General features: G+C 62.4%; 19 protein-coding genes. 6 read left to right on the forward strand and 13 right to left on the reverse strand.

Features of this window, described 5'->3' with window-relative positions; translation table 11 throughout:
• Positions 1–34 precede the first annotated feature (34 nt).
• Together AC3WQS_RS07210 and AC3WQS_RS07215 are read right to left on the reverse strand one after the other, a co-directional pair.
• Complete coding sequence (locus AC3WQS_RS07210; RefSeq protein WP_492712107.1) at positions 35–1,039, reverse strand: acyl-CoA dehydrogenase family protein; 1,005 nt, start codon at positions 1,037–1,039, stop codon at positions 35–37.
• A gap of 57 nt (positions 1,040–1,096) precedes the next feature.
• Positions 1,097–1,660: a helix-turn-helix domain-containing protein gene (locus tag AC3WQS_RS07215; protein ID WP_003940980.1), complete on the reverse strand. Its 564-nt coding sequence runs from the start codon at positions 1,658–1,660 to the stop codon at positions 1,097–1,099.
• Positions 1,661–1,794: 134 nt separating this feature from the next.
• Here AC3WQS_RS07215 and AC3WQS_RS07220 point away from each other — a divergent pair, with 134 nt between their 5' ends.
• From AC3WQS_RS07220 to AC3WQS_RS07230, 3 genes are read left to right on the forward strand one after another with little or no spacing between them, the layout of a single operon-like run.
• A complete protein-coding gene (locus tag AC3WQS_RS07220; protein WP_492712105.1) occupies positions 1,795–3,171 on the forward strand; it encodes a uracil-xanthine permease family protein in 1,377 nt (458 codons plus the stop codon).
• Entirely contained in the window at positions 3,152–4,216 is a 1,065-nt protein-coding gene (locus tag AC3WQS_RS07225) for an isopenicillin N synthase family dioxygenase (RefSeq protein WP_492712103.1), read from the forward strand. The genes AC3WQS_RS07220 and AC3WQS_RS07225 overlap by 20 nt, the downstream gene beginning before the upstream one ends.
• Positions 4,213–4,998 carry an alpha/beta fold hydrolase gene (locus AC3WQS_RS07230; protein ID WP_113683021.1) on the forward strand — a complete coding sequence of 262 codons (786 nt, stop codon included), beginning with the start codon at positions 4,213–4,215 and terminating at the stop codon, positions 4,996–4,998. Before AC3WQS_RS07225 ends, AC3WQS_RS07230 begins: the two co-directional genes overlap by 4 nt.
• On the opposite strand, the gene amaB is transcribed toward AC3WQS_RS07230, so the two are convergent.
• Both amaB and hglS read right to left on the reverse strand, forming a co-directional pair.
• Positions 4,949–6,454, reverse strand: coding sequence for an L-piperidine-6-carboxylate dehydrogenase (gene amaB / locus AC3WQS_RS07235; RefSeq protein WP_492712100.1), 1,506 nt, complete (start codon positions 6,452–6,454; stop codon positions 4,949–4,951). The genes AC3WQS_RS07230 and amaB overlap by 50 nt on opposite strands.
• Positions 6,451–7,767, reverse strand: coding sequence for a 2-oxoadipate dioxygenase/decarboxylase (hglS, locus tag AC3WQS_RS07240; RefSeq protein WP_256063539.1), 1,317 nt, complete (start codon positions 7,765–7,767; stop codon positions 6,451–6,453). The genes amaB and hglS overlap by 4 nt, the downstream gene beginning before the upstream one ends.
• 30 nt (positions 7,768–7,797) lie before the next feature.
• Between hglS and AC3WQS_RS07245 the strand changes: the two genes are divergently transcribed.
• On the forward strand, positions 7,798–8,262 hold the full coding sequence (locus tag AC3WQS_RS07245; RefSeq protein WP_019747732.1) for an Lrp/AsnC family transcriptional regulator: 465 nt from the start codon (positions 7,798–7,800) through the stop codon (positions 8,260–8,262).
• A gap of 66 nt (positions 8,263–8,328) precedes the next feature.
• Entirely contained in the window at positions 8,329–9,657 is a 1,329-nt protein-coding gene (gene lat / locus AC3WQS_RS07250; RefSeq protein WP_492712097.1) for an L-lysine 6-transaminase, read from the forward strand.
• Here the strand turns inward: lat and AC3WQS_RS07255 are convergent.
• From AC3WQS_RS07255 to uraD, 6 genes are all read right to left on the reverse strand, one after another.
• Positions 9,654–12,365 carry a molybdopterin-dependent oxidoreductase gene (locus AC3WQS_RS07255; protein WP_492712096.1) on the reverse strand — a complete coding sequence of 904 codons (2,712 nt, stop codon included), beginning with the start codon at positions 12,363–12,365 and terminating at the stop codon, positions 9,654–9,656. The genes lat and AC3WQS_RS07255 overlap by 4 nt on opposite strands.
• Positions 12,362–13,171 (reverse strand): FAD binding domain-containing protein, encoded by an 810-nt coding sequence (locus AC3WQS_RS07260; RefSeq protein WP_492712095.1) that lies wholly within the window; start codon positions 13,169–13,171, stop codon positions 12,362–12,364. The genes AC3WQS_RS07255 and AC3WQS_RS07260 overlap by 4 nt, the downstream gene beginning before the upstream one ends.
• Before the next feature lie 7 nt (positions 13,172–13,178).
• Positions 13,179–14,492 (reverse strand): 8-oxoguanine deaminase, encoded by a 1,314-nt coding sequence (locus tag AC3WQS_RS07265; RefSeq protein ID WP_232816936.1) that lies wholly within the window; start codon positions 14,490–14,492, stop codon positions 13,179–13,181.
• A gap of 53 nt (positions 14,493–14,545) precedes the next feature.
• The gene (gene pucL / locus AC3WQS_RS07270; RefSeq protein WP_024487453.1) at positions 14,546–15,463 is read right to left on the reverse strand and encodes a factor-independent urate hydroxylase; all 918 of its coding nucleotides are present in this window, start codon (positions 15,461–15,463) and stop codon (positions 14,546–14,548) included.
• Between the two features lie 64 nt (positions 15,464–15,527).
• Complete coding sequence (gene uraH, locus AC3WQS_RS07275; RefSeq protein WP_492712093.1) at positions 15,528–15,857, reverse strand: hydroxyisourate hydrolase; 330 nt, start codon at positions 15,855–15,857, stop codon at positions 15,528–15,530.
• Entirely contained in the window at positions 15,854–16,372 is a 519-nt protein-coding gene (uraD, locus tag AC3WQS_RS07280) for a 2-oxo-4-hydroxy-4-carboxy-5-ureidoimidazoline decarboxylase (RefSeq protein ID WP_020969193.1), read from the reverse strand. The genes uraH and uraD overlap by 4 nt, the downstream gene beginning before the upstream one ends.
• A gap of 116 nt (positions 16,373–16,488) precedes the next feature.
• Between uraD and AC3WQS_RS07285 the strand changes: the two genes are divergently transcribed.
• Positions 16,489–17,289: a tyrosine-protein phosphatase gene (locus tag AC3WQS_RS07285; protein WP_492712092.1), complete on the forward strand. Its 801-nt coding sequence runs from the start codon at positions 16,489–16,491 to the stop codon at positions 17,287–17,289.
• On the opposite strand, the gene AC3WQS_RS07290 is transcribed toward AC3WQS_RS07285, so the two are convergent.
• The 3 genes from AC3WQS_RS07290 to AC3WQS_RS07300 are packed head-to-tail and all read right to left on the reverse strand — an operon-like array spanning position 17,290 to position 18,424.
• Positions 17,290–17,652 carry a VanZ family protein gene (locus tag AC3WQS_RS07290; RefSeq protein WP_020969195.1) on the reverse strand — a complete coding sequence of 121 codons (363 nt, stop codon included), beginning with the start codon at positions 17,650–17,652 and terminating at the stop codon, positions 17,290–17,292.
• Complete coding sequence (locus tag AC3WQS_RS07295) at positions 17,649–17,999, reverse strand: hypothetical protein (protein WP_492712091.1); 351 nt, start codon at positions 17,997–17,999, stop codon at positions 17,649–17,651. The genes AC3WQS_RS07290 and AC3WQS_RS07295 overlap by 4 nt, the downstream gene beginning before the upstream one ends.
• Positions 17,999–18,424 (reverse strand): DUF1707 SHOCT-like domain-containing protein, encoded by a 426-nt coding sequence (locus tag AC3WQS_RS07300; protein ID WP_029255031.1) that lies wholly within the window; start codon positions 18,422–18,424, stop codon positions 17,999–18,001. The genes AC3WQS_RS07295 and AC3WQS_RS07300 overlap by 1 nt, the downstream gene beginning before the upstream one ends.
• Between the last annotated feature and the right edge of the window lie 41 nt (positions 18,425–18,465).

The following is an 18,465-nucleotide window of genomic DNA, read 5'->3' on the forward strand; positions in this document are numbered from 1 at the left end:
GAGCCCCAGCGTAATCGAGTGTAACCGTGCAGACTCAGTATCCGCTGAGTCGTTCCACGAGAGCTGTCTTGATCTCCGGTCGACCAGCCGCGACAAGAGTGAAGGTGGCTTCTCGCATGAGCCGCTCGGGGGTGTTGCTGCCGACGAGGGCGCGGCTTCCGGTCGCGGTGACGAGCGCGGCCGATGCTCGTATCGCAAGTTCCGATGCGCGGGCGCGTGCGGCCGACATGTCGCCGCCGCCGCGCAGTGCTGCATCGAGATCGGCGCGCGCCCGGGCGGCTTGTTCTTCGAACGCGTCGGCGTCGACTCCCAGATCCGTGAGTTCGGTCACGGCGCGGCGGGTGATGCCCATGGCCATCGCGCCGTTGAGCCACAAGCCGGGGAGTTGGGTGCTCTGGAACTGTTCGTCGCTGACGACAGCACAGACGTCGGTATCGGGAATTTCGAAAGCGTCGAACACGATTCGGACGGTGTTGCTCCCGCGCGCCGCGATCAGTGGAAGCTCCTCGATCGTCAGACCCGGGGCCTCGCCCACCGGTACGACGGAATGAACGATGGAATTGTCGAACTCGTCGCGCGCCGACACCAAGAGAACATCGACGATGCCCCAACCGGTGACGAAGGGTGCGATCCCGTCGAGGACGTAGCCGTCGTTCACCCGCTTGGCCCACAGGAGCGGTGGGCGGGGGATGGCGCCGGCATAGGCAACCCCACCGCGAATCGTGCCGGAAACCAGACCGTCCCAGTATTGTTCGCGCAGAGACGTATTGGTACTCGCTGCCAGGGCTCCGACGACGCCGTGATGCTGCATCCAGGTGAACGTCGTCGCGAGGCAACCGCCGCACAAGGTTTCGAGGACCTCGACCAGTTCTTCGCTGCTGGGGCCACCGTCACCGAGGGCGGCGATGCCGTAGAAGCCGTCGGCGGCGAGCGCGTCGAAATGGCTGCTGGGGATTTCTCCGTCGGCGTCGACGCTGTCGGCGACGGGAAACAGAACGGTATCGGCGATCTCACGCGCAAGTTCCGGCCACTTGGTCACGCTGTCAGGGTAAGCCGCGAGCCGGGGTTGTGGTGTGGAACTGCAGCGGTGGCGTATCTAGAAGGACGGCGGTGAACTCACGATGAGGAATCTCGCAACTGCAGCGGTGCGATTGAACCACCGATGCGGGATGGTCGAGGTGTAGAGGAGGGTATCGCCGACATGAAGAACGTGGTGCTCGTCCAGCCCGACCTCGACCTCGACAGATCCTTCGAGAACGTGAATGAATTCTTCGCCGGCATGTTCGGTGTGCTCACCTGCCTCGGAGTGAGGTGCTGCCGTGATCTCGTTGGGTTCCATGGTCCGTGAGCCGGTCGAGCAGAATCGGATCACCGAATCGTGTGCCAGTTCGAAGGTTCGCCCCTCGCCGGCGCGGACGAGGCTGGACGGAGTTCGCTCGCCCTGTGCCAAGAGTGAGTGCGCCGTGGTGCCGAGCGATTGCGCGAGGCGGTGAAGGTTCATGACGCTGGGTACTGCGTGCCCGTTTTCGGTTTGGCTCAGGAATGGCTGCGACAACCCTGACTTCACGGCAACCTCACGCAACGTCAAACCGGCTTCTTTTCTCGCTGTCCGCACGGCTGCCCCGATTGCGGTCGCTATCGCTCTCTGGTCGTCGTCCATGTGCCGAAGATAGCAGTGCTCTGGTGAAAGTTTTGATTACACAGACGAAACAAATTCGACCACGGTAAGAAATTATCGACGTGCTGAATAGTCCCGTACACGAAACACTTCCAGCTTCGGACGGAGATCGGCGCATGGCCATCCATCCAGTCGACCAGCGGCTCCCCATTGCCCGCCAGTCTGCTTTTGCTCTTCAGCACGTCCTCATCATGTACACCGGTTGCATCACGGTTCCGCTGGTATTCGGTGCCGCAGTCGGGCTGGACCGCAGCACGGTCGCGATGCTGATCAGTGCGGACTTGCTCGTTGCAGGCATCATCACGATCATTCAGAGCCTGGGCGTCGGCAAGGTTGCCGGTGTCCGCCTGCCGATCGTCTGCGGTGCGACGTTCGCCGGGCTGACGCCGATGATTCTGATCGCCAAGGAGTACGGCCTGCAGGCCGTGTACGGGTCCATGCTGGTCGGTGGCGTGGTCGGCATAGCCTTGGCCGTCCCGTTCGCCAAAATCGTCCGATACTTCCCACCCCTGGTCACCGGCGTCGTCCTCACAGTCATCGGCATCTCGTTGATCGGTGTCGCGGGAGGACTGATCGTCGGAAACGACCCGACCTCCCCGTCGTTCGCCGATCCGAAGAATCTGGCGCTGGCTGCCGCAGTCGTTGTGGTCGCGGTGGCGTTCATCTGCCTCGGTCGCGGGATGTGGACGCAACTCGGTGTACTGATGGCACTGGTGATCGGTACCGTGATCGCCATCCCGATGGGTCTGATCGATCTGAGTGGCGTCGGCGGCTCGGCCTGGGTGGGCTTCCCGATGCCGTTCCACTTCGGCGCTCCGGAGTTTCCCGTCACCGCCGTGGTGGCGATGAGTATCGTCATGGCAGTCGTCTTCGCAGAATCGACGGCGAGCATGCTGGCGGTCAGCGAGATCACCGGAAAGCCTTTGAAAAAAGCAGATCTCGCACGCGGGCTGGTGGCCGACGGCATGTCGGGAGTTCTGGGCGGAATCTTCAATGCCTTTGTCGACACCGTTTTCTCGCAGAATGTCGGCGCCGTTGCCACGACCCGGGTGTACAGCCGGTACGTGACCGCTACCAGCGGTGCCATTCTGATCGTCCTCGGCCTCATCCCGCGAATGGGTGAAGTAGTTGCAGCCCTGCCTGATCCGGTGGTCGGCGGCGTCGGAATCATCTTGTTCTCCACTGTCGCCGTGGTCGGAATCAACACACTGCGCAAGGTCGATCTCAGTGACCCGATCAACACCACGATCGCTGCTGTGTCCGTCGGAATCGGTATTCTGCCGGAATTTGCGGAGGGGATGTTCGAGCGATTCCCCTCCTCGGCTCAGATCCTCCTCGGTAGCGGCATCACCTTGGCTGCGGCCTCTGCCTTTTCACTCAATCTGCTGTTCAATCACACCCGACTCGGTGAACTCGCGAGGCGATCGCGAGAGAGCCTTCCTGAACCCGCTACCACCTCTGCAGGAGACGCCAGTGCCATCGTCCCAGTCTGATCCCTTCGAAGTTCCCGTCATCGACATCTCGCCCTACGTACTCGGTGGTGCCGACCAGGACAAGGCGCGAGTAGCCGCCGAAGTCGACCATGCCTGTCGGACTGTCGGTTTCATCCAGATTCGGGGCCACGGCGTTCCGGCCGATGTTTCTTCCGGCCTCGCCGAAGCCATGGACGACTTCTTCGGGCTGCCGATGGAGACGAAAACGGGCTACCGAATCGAGGGCGCGAATCGTGGATACAGCCCGCCCAAGAGCGAGTCGCTGAGCTTGAGCCTCGGCGTCGAATCCGCGACTCGGATGAATGACTTCTTCGAGGCCTTCAACGTCGGAACCGAAGCCAGATCATTCACCGAACTCGAACTGTCGGAGGAGGATTACGGAATCAATCTGTGGCCCGCAGTGCCAGGTTTCACGGAACGAGTGGAGAATTACTACGCCCATGGCGAGCGGGTGGCACGCACACTGACAACCATTTTCGAAGATGCGCTCGGTCTGACCCCAGGATTCTTCGAGTCGATCACCGACCATTCCATCGACGTACTGCGGATGAACAACTACGCATTACCCGAAGGGACGGTGACATTGGACGGTGAGTTGAAGGGTATGGGCGAACATACCGATTTCGGGCTGGTCACCGTGCTGTGGGCGGATCAGGTCGAAGGTTTGCAAGTACTCGGGAGCGACCGACGCTGGCACGATGTCTGGCCGGTCGACGGCGCGCTACTGGTCAATCTCGGGGATCTCACCGCGCGACTGACCAACGACAGGTGGATGTCCACGCTGCACCGAGTTGCGCCTCCGGTGGTGAACGGCACCATCAAGCGTCGGCGATCGGCGGCCTTCTTCCACGACGGAAACGTCGACGCGGTGATTGCGACTCTGCCGAGTTTTCAGGACGACTCCGGCTTGGAGTACGAATCCATTACCGTTCGCGATCACATCAAGGCCAAATTGGCCGGGTCGAGGCAGGGAAAGTCCAACGCCGCCGCAGGTCGTGAGGCGGCTCGGGTACTTTCGGCTGCAGAGCTCGAGATCAAGCAGTGAGTGCACGGAACATCGTCCTCATCCACGGAGCGTGGGCCGGCGGTTGGGTCTGGGATCGTGTGTGTGGCCCACTGACATCGGCCGGCTTCAATCCCGTTGTGGTGGAGCTTCCAGGCTCGGGAAGTTGGAACCCCGACGACGTGATCGATCTCGACGTAGTTGCCGAACATGTTGTGGCAGTCGTCGAGTCCCTGGACGGGCAGTGCACCCTCGTCGGTCACTCCGGCGGAGGCATCGTGGCCTCGCAGGTGGCTGAGTTACTGCCTTCGCGGGTAGCGGGTCTTGTTTACGTCGCGGGGATGATGCTTCCATCGCAGATGGACTTCGGGATGCTCTGCATCGAAGTCGGTCTGGCAAGTCCGGTCGGGATCTCACGTTGGTTGGTCCCCGTGGACGACGGGAATGCGACGGTGGTTCCGCCCGAAGCCGGTGCCGCTGTGTTCTTCCACGAAGCGCCGGTGGCTGATGCGATCTTCGCCGCCCGCATGCTCGTTCCACAACTGGAGTCGGCCCGCCTGATGGCACCCGTCTGGACGGAAGAACGATTCGGAACCGTCCCGCGTTTGTATGTCGAATGCACGCTCGATCGAACCGTGCCGATCGAAGCTCAACGTGCCATGCAAAAACTTGTTCCCGGTGCCCAGGTGGTCAGCCTGGACACCGACCACGCCCCGCAGTTGTCGGCGCTCCCGGAGTTGATCGAAGCGATCGCCGATTTTGCCCAGAACGCGTTCAGCCGAACTCGACGCCTTGAGCCAGCGGCAACTGGTCCGAGTAGTTGACGGTATTGGTGGCTCGGCGCATGTAGGCCTTCCATGAATCCGAACCCGATTCGCGTCCGCCGCCCGTCTCCTTCTCGCCGCCGAATGCGCCGCCGATCTCCGCACCGGACGTTCCGATGTTCACGTTCGCGATGCCGCAATCGGAGCCGTCGGCGGCGAGGAAGCGCTCTGCTTCTCGCTGATCGAGTGTGAAGATCGAGGATGAAAGTCCTTGAGGTACACCGTTGTGCAGCGCAATAGCGTCGTCGAAGTCGGTGTAGGTCAAGACATAGAGGATGGGTGCAAATGTTTCCGCCCGTACCACCTCGGTCTGTGCGGGCATGCGAACGAGAGCAGGTGTCACGTAGAACCCGGATTCGCCGACGCGATCACCGCCACACACCACGGTTCCGCCGTCGCCGCGCGCGGCCGAGAGGGACTTCTGCATTGCCTCGTACGCGGCTTCGTTGATCAGCGGTCCGACCAGAACACCGGAATCGAAGGGACTACCGACCTGGAGTTGCGCGTACGCGGACGCAATGCGATCGACGACGTTGTCGGCGATCGACTCGTGAACGATGAGTCGGCGCAGTGAGGTGCAGCGCTGCCCGGCAGTTCCCGCGGCGGAGAAGACAATTCCGCGCACGGCAAGCTCGAGATCCGCCGACGGCGTGACGACCGCGGCGTTGTTCCCACCCAACTCCAGAAGACTTCGTCCGAAGCGCGCGGCGACCCGCGGAGCCACGGCGCGGCCCATCCGCACGGAACCCGTGGCGCTGACCAAGGCCACGAGTGGGTTGTCCACCAGCGCCTCACCGACGTCACGTCCGCCGACGACCAACTGGTGCACGTCGATCGGTGCTTCACAATCCGCGAGCGCACGCCGCAGGAGCGCATGACATGCCAGAGCGGTCAACGGAGTGGTTTCCGAAGGCTTCCAGACGACGGAGTCGCCGCAGACCAGAGCAATGGCGGTATTCCACGACCACACCGCTACCGGAAAGTTGAACGCAGAGATGACCCCGACAACGCCGAGCGGGTGCCACGTTTCCGACAACCGGTGGCCGGGACGTTCGGACGGCATGGTGCGCCCGTAGAGCTGCCTGGAGAGACCGACCGCGAACTCGCAGATGTCGATCATCTCCTGTACCTCGCCTAGAGCTTCCGAGGTGACCTTGCCTGCCTCCAGCGTCACGATCTCCGCGAGATCCTCCTTGTGCTCGGTAAGTAGGCTGCCCAGCCGCCGCACCACCGCGCCGCGCGCCGGAGCGGGGACGGTGCGCCAGGTGAGGAACGCTCGATGAGCCGCCTCGACGGCGTCGTCGACCTCTCGGCCGGAGTGCTGCCGGACCGTACGCAGCTGTGTGCCGGTGATCGGCGTGTGTGCGCTCAGATCACCGGCGGGCCCCTCGACGCCACAGGCAGCGAGGGCTCTCTCGGCGCGATCAGCGAGGCTCGAAGGATCAGGCAGGTTCACGGGGAGTCCTCTGTGTTTGAAGGCGGAAGTGTTTGTAGGCGGGAGTGGTTGTTGGCGGGAGAAAGCAGGGCACGTGATGCCTCTTGTTGTGCGCGGTACAGCTCGAACGGATCTTCGATGGTGCGGTCGATGGCGCCCTCCAATCGATCCTGCCCGTATTCGGCGCCGGGCGCATCGGAAACGAATCCGGTCACGGAATCGAGATTGGACGCGAAGATCCCGGCCGCGGACGCCGGTAGGAAGTCCTCGTAGACGATCGGGTCGCGGACGACAACAGTTCCTTCGTTTCGGTACGTGAAGTACGCCAACCCCGCGTCGTCCAATCCGTCCTCGGTGTGCGGAAATTCGCTGTCCCAGTCGGCGTCCGCGGGCCTTGCGATCAGTCGGTCGTAGATTGCACGCCCGCCGCGGGTCAACGCGATTCCGCGTGCCTCGACCTCGCCGAATCTGACGCGGACAGGTTCTGTGGTGACCGATCCGTCCGGCCGGCGAAAACGTCTGTCTTCGGCGAGTGCGCGAAACGATGTCTGCCGCAGAAGCAGTGGCGGTCCATTCCACCTCGGCGGGCCTTGGATGCGGTCGATCATGGTGATGCCGCGCTCGGTCATTCGGCGGTACAACTCGTCGATGTCGAGCACTCGCGGGGTGAGGTGGTTGACATGTGTCGAGCCCTGGCCGGCGATGTCTGCGGCGACAGGTGAGATCGCGGCAAGTTCGCGATACCAACCGGCGTCGATGGGATCGGTGCCGAGCCGAAACGCCGAGGTCGCCGCTTCGACGAATTGTGTCGCCTCGGGCTCCGGTAGGCCGCACTCGCGGTTCGCTTGCCGTGCCCACTGCAGAAGTTCTGGAGAGAACAGGGTGCGGCGACGCAGGAACCCGGTGATCCGACGCTCGAGGTCGGTGTCGAAGAACCTGGAATCGGAGCCGGTCAGTACCGAAGTGAAAACACGGAACGGGTTACGGGCGAGTTCGGCAGGTTCGGTGGGGCGAAACGCCGTCGAGACAACGGGAATGGGGGAGTCGGTGAGCCGGAGGTCGTAGTAGCCGACCGGAAACATACCGAATCCGCCGAAGACGGTGGCTACGTCACGTAGTTCGTCGAGAGTCCCCAGTCTGATGGCGCCGTGACGCTCGGCGCTGACTCTCGCCAGGCTGCCCAGGCGCTCCGCCGAATCCGGGTGTTCGGTGGCAAAATCGCGGTTCACCTGCATCGTTACATCTACCAAGGTGTTGTAAGCGGGGACCTCGTCGCCATACATCTTGGCGAGGGCCGCTGCGAACCGTGCACGTAGCTCCCAGGTTTCAACCATACGAATGTCCGATTGCGTTAGCCTGCGCAGGTGCGAGAAACAGAAACCAGTGACGCTGCCGGGGTTCCGGTCGACGAAACCGATCGACTTTTGATGCGTGAATTGGTCTTGGACGGCCGTGCCACTCTCGCGAGTCTTGCTGAGAAGGCAGGACTCTCGATCTCTGCAGTCCAGTCGAGAGTGCGTCGATTGGAGTCTCGCAAGGTGATCCGTGGCTACTCGGCGAAGATCGATCCGGAGGCACTCGGTCATAATCTGTCCGCATTTGTCGCAATCACTCCTCTCGATCCTTCGCAGCCCGACGATGCGCCTGCTCGCTTGCGTCATCTACCGGCCGTCGTCTCGTGTCACTCCGTGGCCGGGAGCGAAAGCTACGTCCTCCTGGTCCGGGTGGCGTCACCTCGCGCGTTGGAACGATTGCTGCAGGAGATCCGTACGGCAGCCAACGTCAACACGCGAAGCACCATCATCCTACAAACTTTTTACGACGAATGACGGGTCTTCCGTAACTTTTGCGGCCTCCTATCGACACTTTCGTAAAATTGACATAATCTTCGCAGTATGAGTACTGCGATGCGAGACTTCGGTGACAGTGCGCTCTTTCCGGTCTACGAGGTGCTGAAGGCCAGCATTCTCGTCGACGGATTCGATCTGATTCTCGATGTGCAAAGGTCGCAGGGTTCGTATCTCCGCGACCTGCGAGACGGCACCGAGTTTCTGGACATGTTCGGTTTCTTCGGCTCTTCCGCCCTGGGGATGAATCACCCGGCGATCGCCGACGACGAGGAATTCCAGCAGGAATTGGCCGTTGTCGCCTCCAACAAGCCGAGTAATTCCGACATCTACACCGAGCCTATGGCGCGCTTCGTTGCGGCTTTCGCTCGGGTCCTGGGGGATTCGGCGCTCCCACATTTGTTCTTCGTGGACGGCGGGGCACTTGCGGTGGAAAATGCGCTCAAGGTTGCCTTCGACTGGAAGAGTCGGTTGAACGAAAGCCGTGGATTGTCAAGCGATCTGGGGACGAAGGTCCTGCATTTGACCGAGGCCTTCCACGGTCGTAGCGGATACACGATGTCGCTCACCAATACCGAACCGGGCAAGGTCGCGAGATTCCCCAAGTTCGACTGGCCCCGGATCGACTCGCCGTATCTCGCAGACGGTCGCGATGTCGAAGCTGCGGAGAGGCAAGCTCTCGAGCAAGCGCGCCGAGCGTTTTCCGACAACCCCGACGATATAGCCTGTTTCATCGCCGAGCCGATCCAAGGCGAAGGCGGTGACCATCACCTCAGGCCGGAATTCCTGCAGGCGATGCAAGAGCTGTGTCGTGAGAATGACGCCCTCTTCATTCTCGACGAGGTGCAAACGGGATGCGGAATCACCGGAACCGCTTGGGCCTATCAGCAATTGGGATTGCATCCGGATGTGGTGGCCTTCGGTAAGAAAACGCAGGTGTGCGGCATCATGGCCGGCGGTCGAGCGGATGAAGTGCACGACAATGTGTTTCACGTCAGTTCCCGGATCAATTCGACGTGGGGTGGCAACCTCACCGACATGGTGCGCGCCCGGCGGATACTCGAAGTCATCGAGCAGGACCGACTGATCGACCGCGCGCGATTCACGGGTGCGCATCTCCTTGCCCGGTTGACCGAAGTCTGCGGGCGCTACGCGGCGGCGACCGAGCCGCGCGGTCGTGGTCTGATGTGCGCGATTACGTTGGCGGACAGTGACCTTCGTGATCGCGTCGTCCAGCGACTGCGAGAAGACGAGCATGTGATGATACTGCCAACCGGGAAGAGAGGAATCAGATTCCGTCCCGCGCTGACGGTGACCACCGGTGAGTTGGACGACGCGGTCGACGCAGTCGAGCGAGTGCTCGAGCGCGAAGTCTAGGCTCTGGCCTGGAGTTCGCTCCACACTCGATCCGGTGTCATCGGTGTGGAGTACATACGCACTCCACACGCGTTGGCTATCGCGTTTGCCAACGCCGGTGCTACCGGATTGAAGGGGGCCTCACTCATCGATTTTGCGCCGAAAGGCCCGAGTTTGTCGTACGTGTCGGCAAACAGTACTTCGGTGATCGGCAAATCTCCGATCTGTGGAACGTGGTAATTGCGTAGCTGAGGATTGATCACTCGGCCTTCTTCGATGACGATTTCCTCCGACAGTGCAGCGCCGAGGGCCTGTCCCACACCGCCTTCCACCTGCCCTCGCAGTTGTGCCGGGTTCATGACGGTGCCGGCATCGGCGGCCTGAACCGACTGCAGGATCTTCACCCGGCCGGTATCCGTGTCGACGGCAACGCGAAAACCGTGAACGTTGAACGAGACCGAGCGCGGTGTTCCGTCGTGGCGACCGTCAGCGGCGAGCGGGCCACCTTCGAGTAGCGTCGCGAAATCGAGGCAACCGTGGGACGTTTCGACCCCGTCCGGCGAAAGATCGTCGATCTGCGCGCCGCGGCCACTCAATCGCACCGCACGGGTCAGTATTCGCTCGCGAAGGCGCTCGCAGGCGATCAGGAGCGCCTTGCCGGCGACCACCGTTCCCGTCGACCCGAATGCTCCGGTGTCGTATCCGCCTGCATCGGTGTCGGATTGAACAATCGTGATGCGATCGACTGTCGTCCGCAATTCGGTGGCCGCGATCTGTTGGTGAATCGTGGTGGTTCCGTTGCCGAACTCAGCGGTGCCGATGTTCACCACGTACCGACCGTCGGCCTCGAGTGCGACAGTGGTGTCGGAGAAGTGACCACGCGGCGGGATCGTCGCGATCATGGCAATTGCCATGCCCCGGCCGATCTGCCAACGCGACCCTGCCGGTGCAGCCTCCCCGCGTCCGCTCGACAGTGCACTGTCGACGAGGTCGATGCACTGGTCCAGTCCGTAGCTGCCGAATTCGAGATCACCGTCCTCGACGTGCCAGTCGACAAAATCGTCTCCGGGTACGACGACGTTTCGCCGCCGAAACTCGAAGGGGTCCATGCCGAGACGATCAGCGAGCTGATCCATGGCCGACTCGACGGCGAAGATGATCTGGCCGAGCCCGTAACCACGGAAGGCGCCGGACGGAACGTTGTTCGTGTAGACCGCTTCGGCGTCGACGCGTTTGGTTGCAGCGCGATAGACCGCCATGGATTCGGCGCAACCGTGGAACATGACTCCGATCGAATGGTTCCCGTACGCCCCGGCGTCGGAAAGGACGTCGATGGCCAGTGCAGTGAGATTTCCGTCGGCATCGGCGCCGGCGCGAACCGAAACTCGCATCGGGTGCCGTGACGGTGCGATGGTGAACTGATCGCTGCGGCTGAACTCGTAAGCAACGGGCTTACCCGTTCGCAGGACGGCGAGTGCGACCAGATCTTCGGTGAGTAGTTCCTGCTTCCCGCCGAAACCTCCACCTACCCGCTTGGCGAACACCCGGATTCGGCTGCGATCGAGATCGAAGATGTGCGCCAATTCGTCCCGAACCAGAAACGGCACCTGTGTGCTGCTTCTGATGACGAGACGGCCGTCCTCGTCGAGCCACCCCACTGCGCCGTGAGTTTCCAAGGCCACGTGCTGGACTCGCGCAGTTTTCCACGTACCTTCGACGACTGCAGTGGCATCCGCGAGCGCACGGTCCAGATCGCCGACACCATCGTGAAGCGCGGCAACCACGTTGCGAGGGACTTCTGCGATCCGCGAGCTCTCGTCTTTGTCGCCGTGCAGGAGCGGAGCGCCGGGGGAACGCGCCAGATCTGGTTCGAATACCGCGTCGAGTACCTCGTAGTCGACTTCGATCAGCGAGAGTGCACGTTCCGCCTGCGTCGGGGTTTCGGCGATGACCGCGGCGACGCGCTGGCCGCGGAAACGGACGGTCCTGTCGAACACCCGCGTATCGTCCGGATCGTCGTTGCGGTCCTCGTGCCGGGCGGTCGAGAACAGCACGTCCGGACTGTCCTGAAAGGTGAGGACCGCGGCGACGCCCGGCGCCGCTTCCGCTGCTGCCGTGTCTATCCGGGTTATGTGTGCGTGTGCGTGCGGACTGCCGAGTACTGCGACGTGAAGCAGGCCGATCGGCTTCTCACCCGGGGAGAAGTCCATGGTGTACTGCTCGGTCCCCGTGACGATGCGTGCGGACGCCGGGGCTGCGATGGAACGCCCCTGAGCCCCGCCTGTTTTGGCGGTCTCGGTATTGGATGTACCCGCGAGGGCGTCACGAATGGACCGATAACCGGTGCAGCGGCACAGGTTACCTTTCATCGAGCACGCGAGATCGGATTTTTGTTCGACCGACAGCGCTGATGCGGTGACTACCATTCCCGCTGTACAGAAACCACATTGGAATCCACCGGCGTCCACGAATGCCTGTTGAATGGGGTGAAGTTTCTCCGGTGTTCCGAGGCCGCCGGCGGTGACGACGTCGCGGCCGCCGAGGCGGTGGGCGGGAAATATGCACGAATGGGTGGGGTGTCCGTCGACCAGAACCGAGCAGGCGCCGCAGTCTCCGGCATCGCACCCCTTCTTGACGGAGTTCGCTCCGTGCTCGCGGAGGAAGGTTCGCAGGCACTGTCCTGGGCGGGGCTGGTCGTCGCGGGGAACTCCGTCCACCGAGTACTTCATTCCAGTTCACCTCGGATTTCTTCGGCGAGAAGGTCAGTCATCGCCTTCCGCCACGGCGCAGTTCCATGGACATCGGTGAAGTAGGCGTCTTCCGGAATCCTGCAGTGCAACGCATCCGCAAGTGCAGCGGCGTCGGGGAGTTCGTCGAATTTCAGAGCGTACGGACGGCGGGTCGCGGCGGTGATCGCCAGTGTGAAACCGTCGGCACCGCAGCGTCCGGCAACGGCTACGGCCGATCGCCCGAGTGACGTCTGTGCCAGTTTTCGCATCGCGGTACGTGCGGTCAGTGCATGCACGGGAATCCGGATACTGCGGATGATCTCGCCGGGGCCGAGCACGTTGCGAGAATCGTCGATGACGAAATCGACTACGGGGACTGAGTATTCGGTACCGTCCGGACGCCAGATCGTCAGTTCGGCATCGAGAGCGGTGCACAGAGTCGTCATCGCTCCGGCCGGGAAGGAGAGCGCGATGTTGCCGCCGACGGTCGCGTATCGCAACACCTTCCATGATGCGAGCAGTGCGTCGGCGCAGTGTTGGAACAGCGCTGCGGCGGACCATGAGGTGGGAAGATCGGCGCGGCACAGTTCCTCGATGGTGCAGGTGGCCGCGATTTCGAGACCGAGATCGCCGACCGCGACAGCTTTCCAGTCGAAGCCCGCAAGGTCGACAAGAGTGGTCAGGTGCGGCTGCGGTTCCGAGTACAGCCAGGTGCCGCCGCCGATGAACCCGATACCGGGTGAGGCACAGGGGAGCTCGGCGCGGGTCCGCGGCACCAGAACTTCGTCGACGCTGTGCAGATCCATCGCTGCCTCAAGCCTTTCCGAGTAGGTCGCGGTGTGCGCGTGCGACATCCGAGGCCACGACGTCCTCGTCGACGGTGGTGACTCGTCCGTCGGCAACTACGATTCGCCCGTTGACGAGTAGTAACTTCAGCGGGGGCGTCGAGCCGAGTACGAGCGCCGCCACCGGATCGGTGATGCCGGCATGCGCGACGGTGTCGAGTTTCCACACCGCCAGGTCGGCAAGTTTTCCGACCTCGATCGATCCGATTTCGCCCTCGCGGCCCAGAACTCGTGCGCCGCCGATCGTTCCCAATTCCAAGGCTTTTCGCACCGTCATCGTCTGCGGTCCGCCCTTGGCGCGAGCAAACAGAAGCGCATGACGAGACTCCTCGATCAGACTGCATGCTTCGTTGCTCGCCGCGCCGTCCACACCGAGCCCCACGGTGACCCCGCCCTTCACCAGATCGGCGGCACGGGCGATACCGGCCCCCAGTCGCGCATTGGAGGTCGGACAGTGTGCCGCGGCAGTTCCGGTTCGCGCCATCGTCTCGATACCGGCGTCGTCGAGATGGACTGCGTGTGCGTACCAGACGTCCGGGCCCACCCAGCCGACGCGTTCCATGTATTCGACCGGCGTGCAACCGAAAAGCTCTCGGCAGAAGCTTTCCTCGTCCAGCGTCTCGGCGAGATGCGTGTGCATTCGCACGCCGTTTTCGCGGGCCAGCGTCGCGGACTCTCGGAGCAGTGACTCCGTCACCGAGAAGGGTGAGCAGGGAGCTACCGCGATCTGCAGCATCGACCCCGCATTCGGATCGTGCCAGCGGTCGATCACCGACTGCGTGCCGGTCAGGATGTCGTCGAGTTTTTCCACGACGTGATCCGGTGGCAGGCCGCCGGAACTCTGACCGAGGTCCATCGACCCACGACACGGGTGGAATCGAAGGCCAACCTGCGCAGCGGCGGTGATCTCGGCTTCGAAAACGTCGCCGGCGTCGCGGGGAACGACGTAGTGGTGGTCGGTGGTGGTCGTACATCCGGTTTTTGCCAACCAGGTGAGTCCGCCGGTGGCCGCCACGTGGACGGCGTCGGCGTCGATACCCGCCCAGACGGGGTACAGCGTGGTCAGCCACTCGAAGAGCGTCGAGTCTGCTGCCAGGCCACGGGTGATCCATTGGTAGAGATGATGATGTGTGTTCACCAGACCGGGCGTGATCAGGCAACCGTTGCCGTCGATCACGTGCGCATTGGGGTACACGGGAGCCTTTCCGGCCCCCACGTCGACAATCTTGTTGCCCGAGATCACGACGTAGCCGTCGGGGTGCTCGGAACGCTCGCTGTCCATCGTGACCACATGGGCATTGGCGACGACGAGAGTGGTCCCGAGGGCCGGGTCGGTCACGACAACCAGCCTGAATAGGGTGTCCACGACGGCCCCGCGTCTGGTGCGTCGGATCGGCTGACCGCAGCTTGGATCAACCCGTACGGACGATCGGCGGCGTGGAACACCTCGTTGTCGTTCTCGACTCCGAAGCGGCCGAGTGCATATTCGAAATGATGCTTGTTGGGTGCCGACAGTCGAACCTCGGCAATGATCGGAAACTCTTCGAGAATTGCCTTGCCGATGTGGAAGAGCGTCTGCTGCAAGGCAAGTGAATGCACCTGCGCGAACTGTTTGACGATTTGTGCCTTGATACCCACGTAGACCGATTCCCAGTCGACGTCGGTGGTGACGAATCGCCACTGGGCGACCAACGTCGTCGCCATGACGCGGTCGTCTGTCGGCTCGAGGATCGTGTACGGATCTTCGAGGAAACCCGAGAACTCACTACCGGTCGATTTGAGGATCACCAGGTCCTTCAAACCGCCGATCACCCACGTCCCGGCATCGGCTGTCCCAGTATCGGAGATTGTGATCGACGCCGTCCGAACTTCCTGACCCTTCCGAATCCAGGTGTAGTCGTGCTCGCTGCCGTCGACAATCGCACGCTCCCAAGCGTATTCCTCGATCTCGATCCGCGCGCCACTGACCGGTTCGATGTCGTCGACGAAATGACGGGCGAGTTCGAGTCCGTACGTCTCGATCGAGATCAGACCCTTTTCCTTGGCGTAGGAATAGGCCGTTTGTTTCTGCGTGTCGGTCGGCAGAACCTTCGACTGATCGCCGGTGAGGTACGCGTCGGCGAAATCTCCACGCAGGCAGGTGGAGACGTTGATGTCGTGGATCTCGTGACGAGGAGTGTCGCGGTAGATTCGGACTACCCTGTTCTCAGCTTTGCCGTACTGGTGACCGGTAAGTTCGATGGATCCGCTCAACCGGTCGGTGCTTGTAACACCGGTCGTGATGTTGCCGGTCGTGATGTTTTCGGTAGTCACGTGTTCAGCTCCCGCGATAGGTGGAATAAGCAAAGGGCGACAGCAACAGTGGGACGTGATAGCCCCGCGCCGTGTCGTCCACCCGGAAGGTCACTGTCACTTCCGGGTAGAAGTTCTCTTGTCCGTTGATCTCGAAATACGTTCCCGTGTCGAAAGTCAGGGTGTAGTGACCGGTGACCAGACCACCAGGAGCAAGTTCGGGGATGCGGCCGTCGGAGTCGGTCTCAGCACTGGTGATCGTGACGCCGTCTCGATCACGAAGTTCGACGCGAATCCCCGCCGCGGGAATGCCCGTCGTCGCGTCGAGAACGTGCGTGCTCAGGGTCTTGCTCATGCTGCGCCTCCGGCGAGTGAATCGATCAGACGGGCAAGCCTGATTCGATTGATGGCGGCCAATTCGGTTCGAAGCACGGAACGCTCGGTCGCCGGGTCGTTTCGGAGACGGCCTCGAAGGATGTCGAGGAGCTCCGTTCCAGATTTCCCCGACGCGCAGACCAGGTAAACATGGCCGAATGTCTCTTCGTACTCGGCGTTCTTCTGTCGAAGTTCCGCGAGGACGTCTTCTGTCGCGGACGAGACTTCCGACTGTTCACGGGTCGAGGCCGCGCTTTCGCTTCGCTCACCGATTCGTGGGTGGCCGGACAGAGCGTCGTCGATTTCGGACTCGGGAAGCTCGGCCAGCACGGCATCTGCTTTGTCGAACAGAGCTTCCAGATCGGTGAACGGGCGAGACGAGGCGATTTCCTGTGCCCACACGGCGGAATGGCAACACTCGAGCAGCGCCGCGACTGCCTGGTGGTCACCGAGCGCATCGAAGGCTCCGAGACCACTGGAATTCGTTGTAGGCATGTCCACAGGATTACTTGAGCATGTTACGGATCTGTAGCGCAGCAATTACGGGAGATGATGTGTCTCGATCTTATTTCTCCGGCCGCCCTTTTCCGGTGACAGATACATTCTTAGGTATGACCGATACTCCCAAGCTGTCTTCCGTCGTACCGTCCCTGGCGAACCTCCGAGACATCGGTGGCCCCGAATCGAGCTTCGGTGGCACCGTCCGCACCGGGAGTGTGTTTCGTTCCACCGATCTGGCATCGCTCAGTGCGGAGGGCGCACAGACCCTCGCCGATCTGGGCATCGTCACGATCTACGATCTGCGCACCGAGTCCGAACGCGAGGCGGCGCCGGATCTGACGCCGGACGGAATCCGAGAACTCGGCCTGGACGTATTGGCGGACAAGCAGTATCGCGCCATTCCGGCTCAAATGCAGCAGATGATCGCCGACCCGGCGTTTGCTGCCGAAGCGTTGGGTAGCGGCCAGGCGCTCGAGTACTTTCAGGGAAGTTACCGCGATTTCGTGACCTTGCCGAGTGCGGTCGCGTCGTACCGGCAACTGTTCGTCGACTTGGCGCAGCCGCCCAGCTCGCCGGCACTCATTCACTGCACCACGGGCAAAGACCGCACGGGCTGGGCCGCAGCCGCGCTACTGCTGTTCCTGGGTGCCTCCGAGGACGCGGTCTTCGCGGACTACCTCGAAACCAACAAGGTTCTGTTGCCGATGTTCGCGCCGCTCCTCGAGCGATTCGAGGCCAAGGGTATCGATCCGACCCTGCTCGAAGGTGTCCTCGGTGTCAGGCGCGAGTACCTGGAGGCGTCGATGGCAGAGCTCGCGCAGGTCCACGGATCGATCGAGGCCTACTTCACCGACGGCCTGAAGATCGACGCGTCGACCCAGGAACAATTGCGGAGCAACCTGCTCAGCTGATCAGGACCTGCTCGGCTCGTCGTCGCGGGCCGTTCGACGCCGCATCACGAGGCTGACGATACCGATCCCGATGGCGATGCCGAGCAGGTCGGCGGTGCCGTCCCAGATCGAACCGGAACGCGAAATGGGCAGCGCTGCTTGAAGAACCTCGGACGTCGCAGCAAAAATCACGAGCCACACCGCGGTGAGCCACGCCGGGATCCGGGCGTGCAACGAGGTGATCGCCAGCACCGCGAACATCAACGTGTGAGTGATCTTGTCGGTGTTCTCCGGGCTCGACGGGACGGTGGAGCCCGGGGAGAAGAGCATGATCAGGGCAATGACCACGGCGATCGCCAGCGGCCAGTATCGGTTGTTCTTCAATTCGTCTGCCCCTCGACGACGACGAGTCCGAGTGCACCTTCGGCGAATCTGGTGACGGCGTCGGCGGCTGTCGTGAGCGCCTCGGTGTGCCCGTCGCGGGCCCATCCGGTCAGCAGGGCGGTGGAGTCGAGAGGCGTCAGAACGACCTCGGCGAGAAGCTCACCGGTGTTGGGCTGGCACACGGCCCAGGAGTAGACGCTGTTTTCGTGCCACTGAGCGCTCCGCCGACTCACGTAATCGGGGTCGGTGATACCGCCGTCGGCAAGGGCAGGGCGGTCGTCCACACGCTCGTCTGCGCGCAGTGCTCGCAGATACCATCCGCCTGCGTTGATCTCGATCGGCTCCATCAGTCGGAGCCCCGCTCGCGGCGACGCTTGGCTTTGCGTTCCCTGTCGGTACCGAACAGCAGTGCACCGGCGAGGGGAATCGCGAGGAACCACAACCAGGTGCCGGTGACGAAGAACAGGATCACCGCGAGAATCGGGATGACGGCCATGACGCGTCCGGACCAGTCGGGGTTGAATCGTCGCTCCGCCGGTGCGGCGGGAGGTGTCACCATCGACAGGGGAGCGGTGCCTGGAGCTTGATAGTTGCCCGGTAGATCGGCGAACACCGGAACGAGTTCACTGCGAGTTGTTGCGGCACTGACGATTCCGCTTCTCTCGTCGAACTCCGTGACGGTGAGGCGGCCTGCGGCGAAGTGCTCGCTCAGGAGATCGAGTGCCTGCTCGCGTTCTGCAGTGCCGATGCGAATGTCGGGGACGTCAGCCATCGTTACAGCCTACTCAAACGACTGTGCGCCTTTCCGGTAGT

Source organism: Rhodococcus sp. FW305-130 (genome assembly GCF_058788335.1).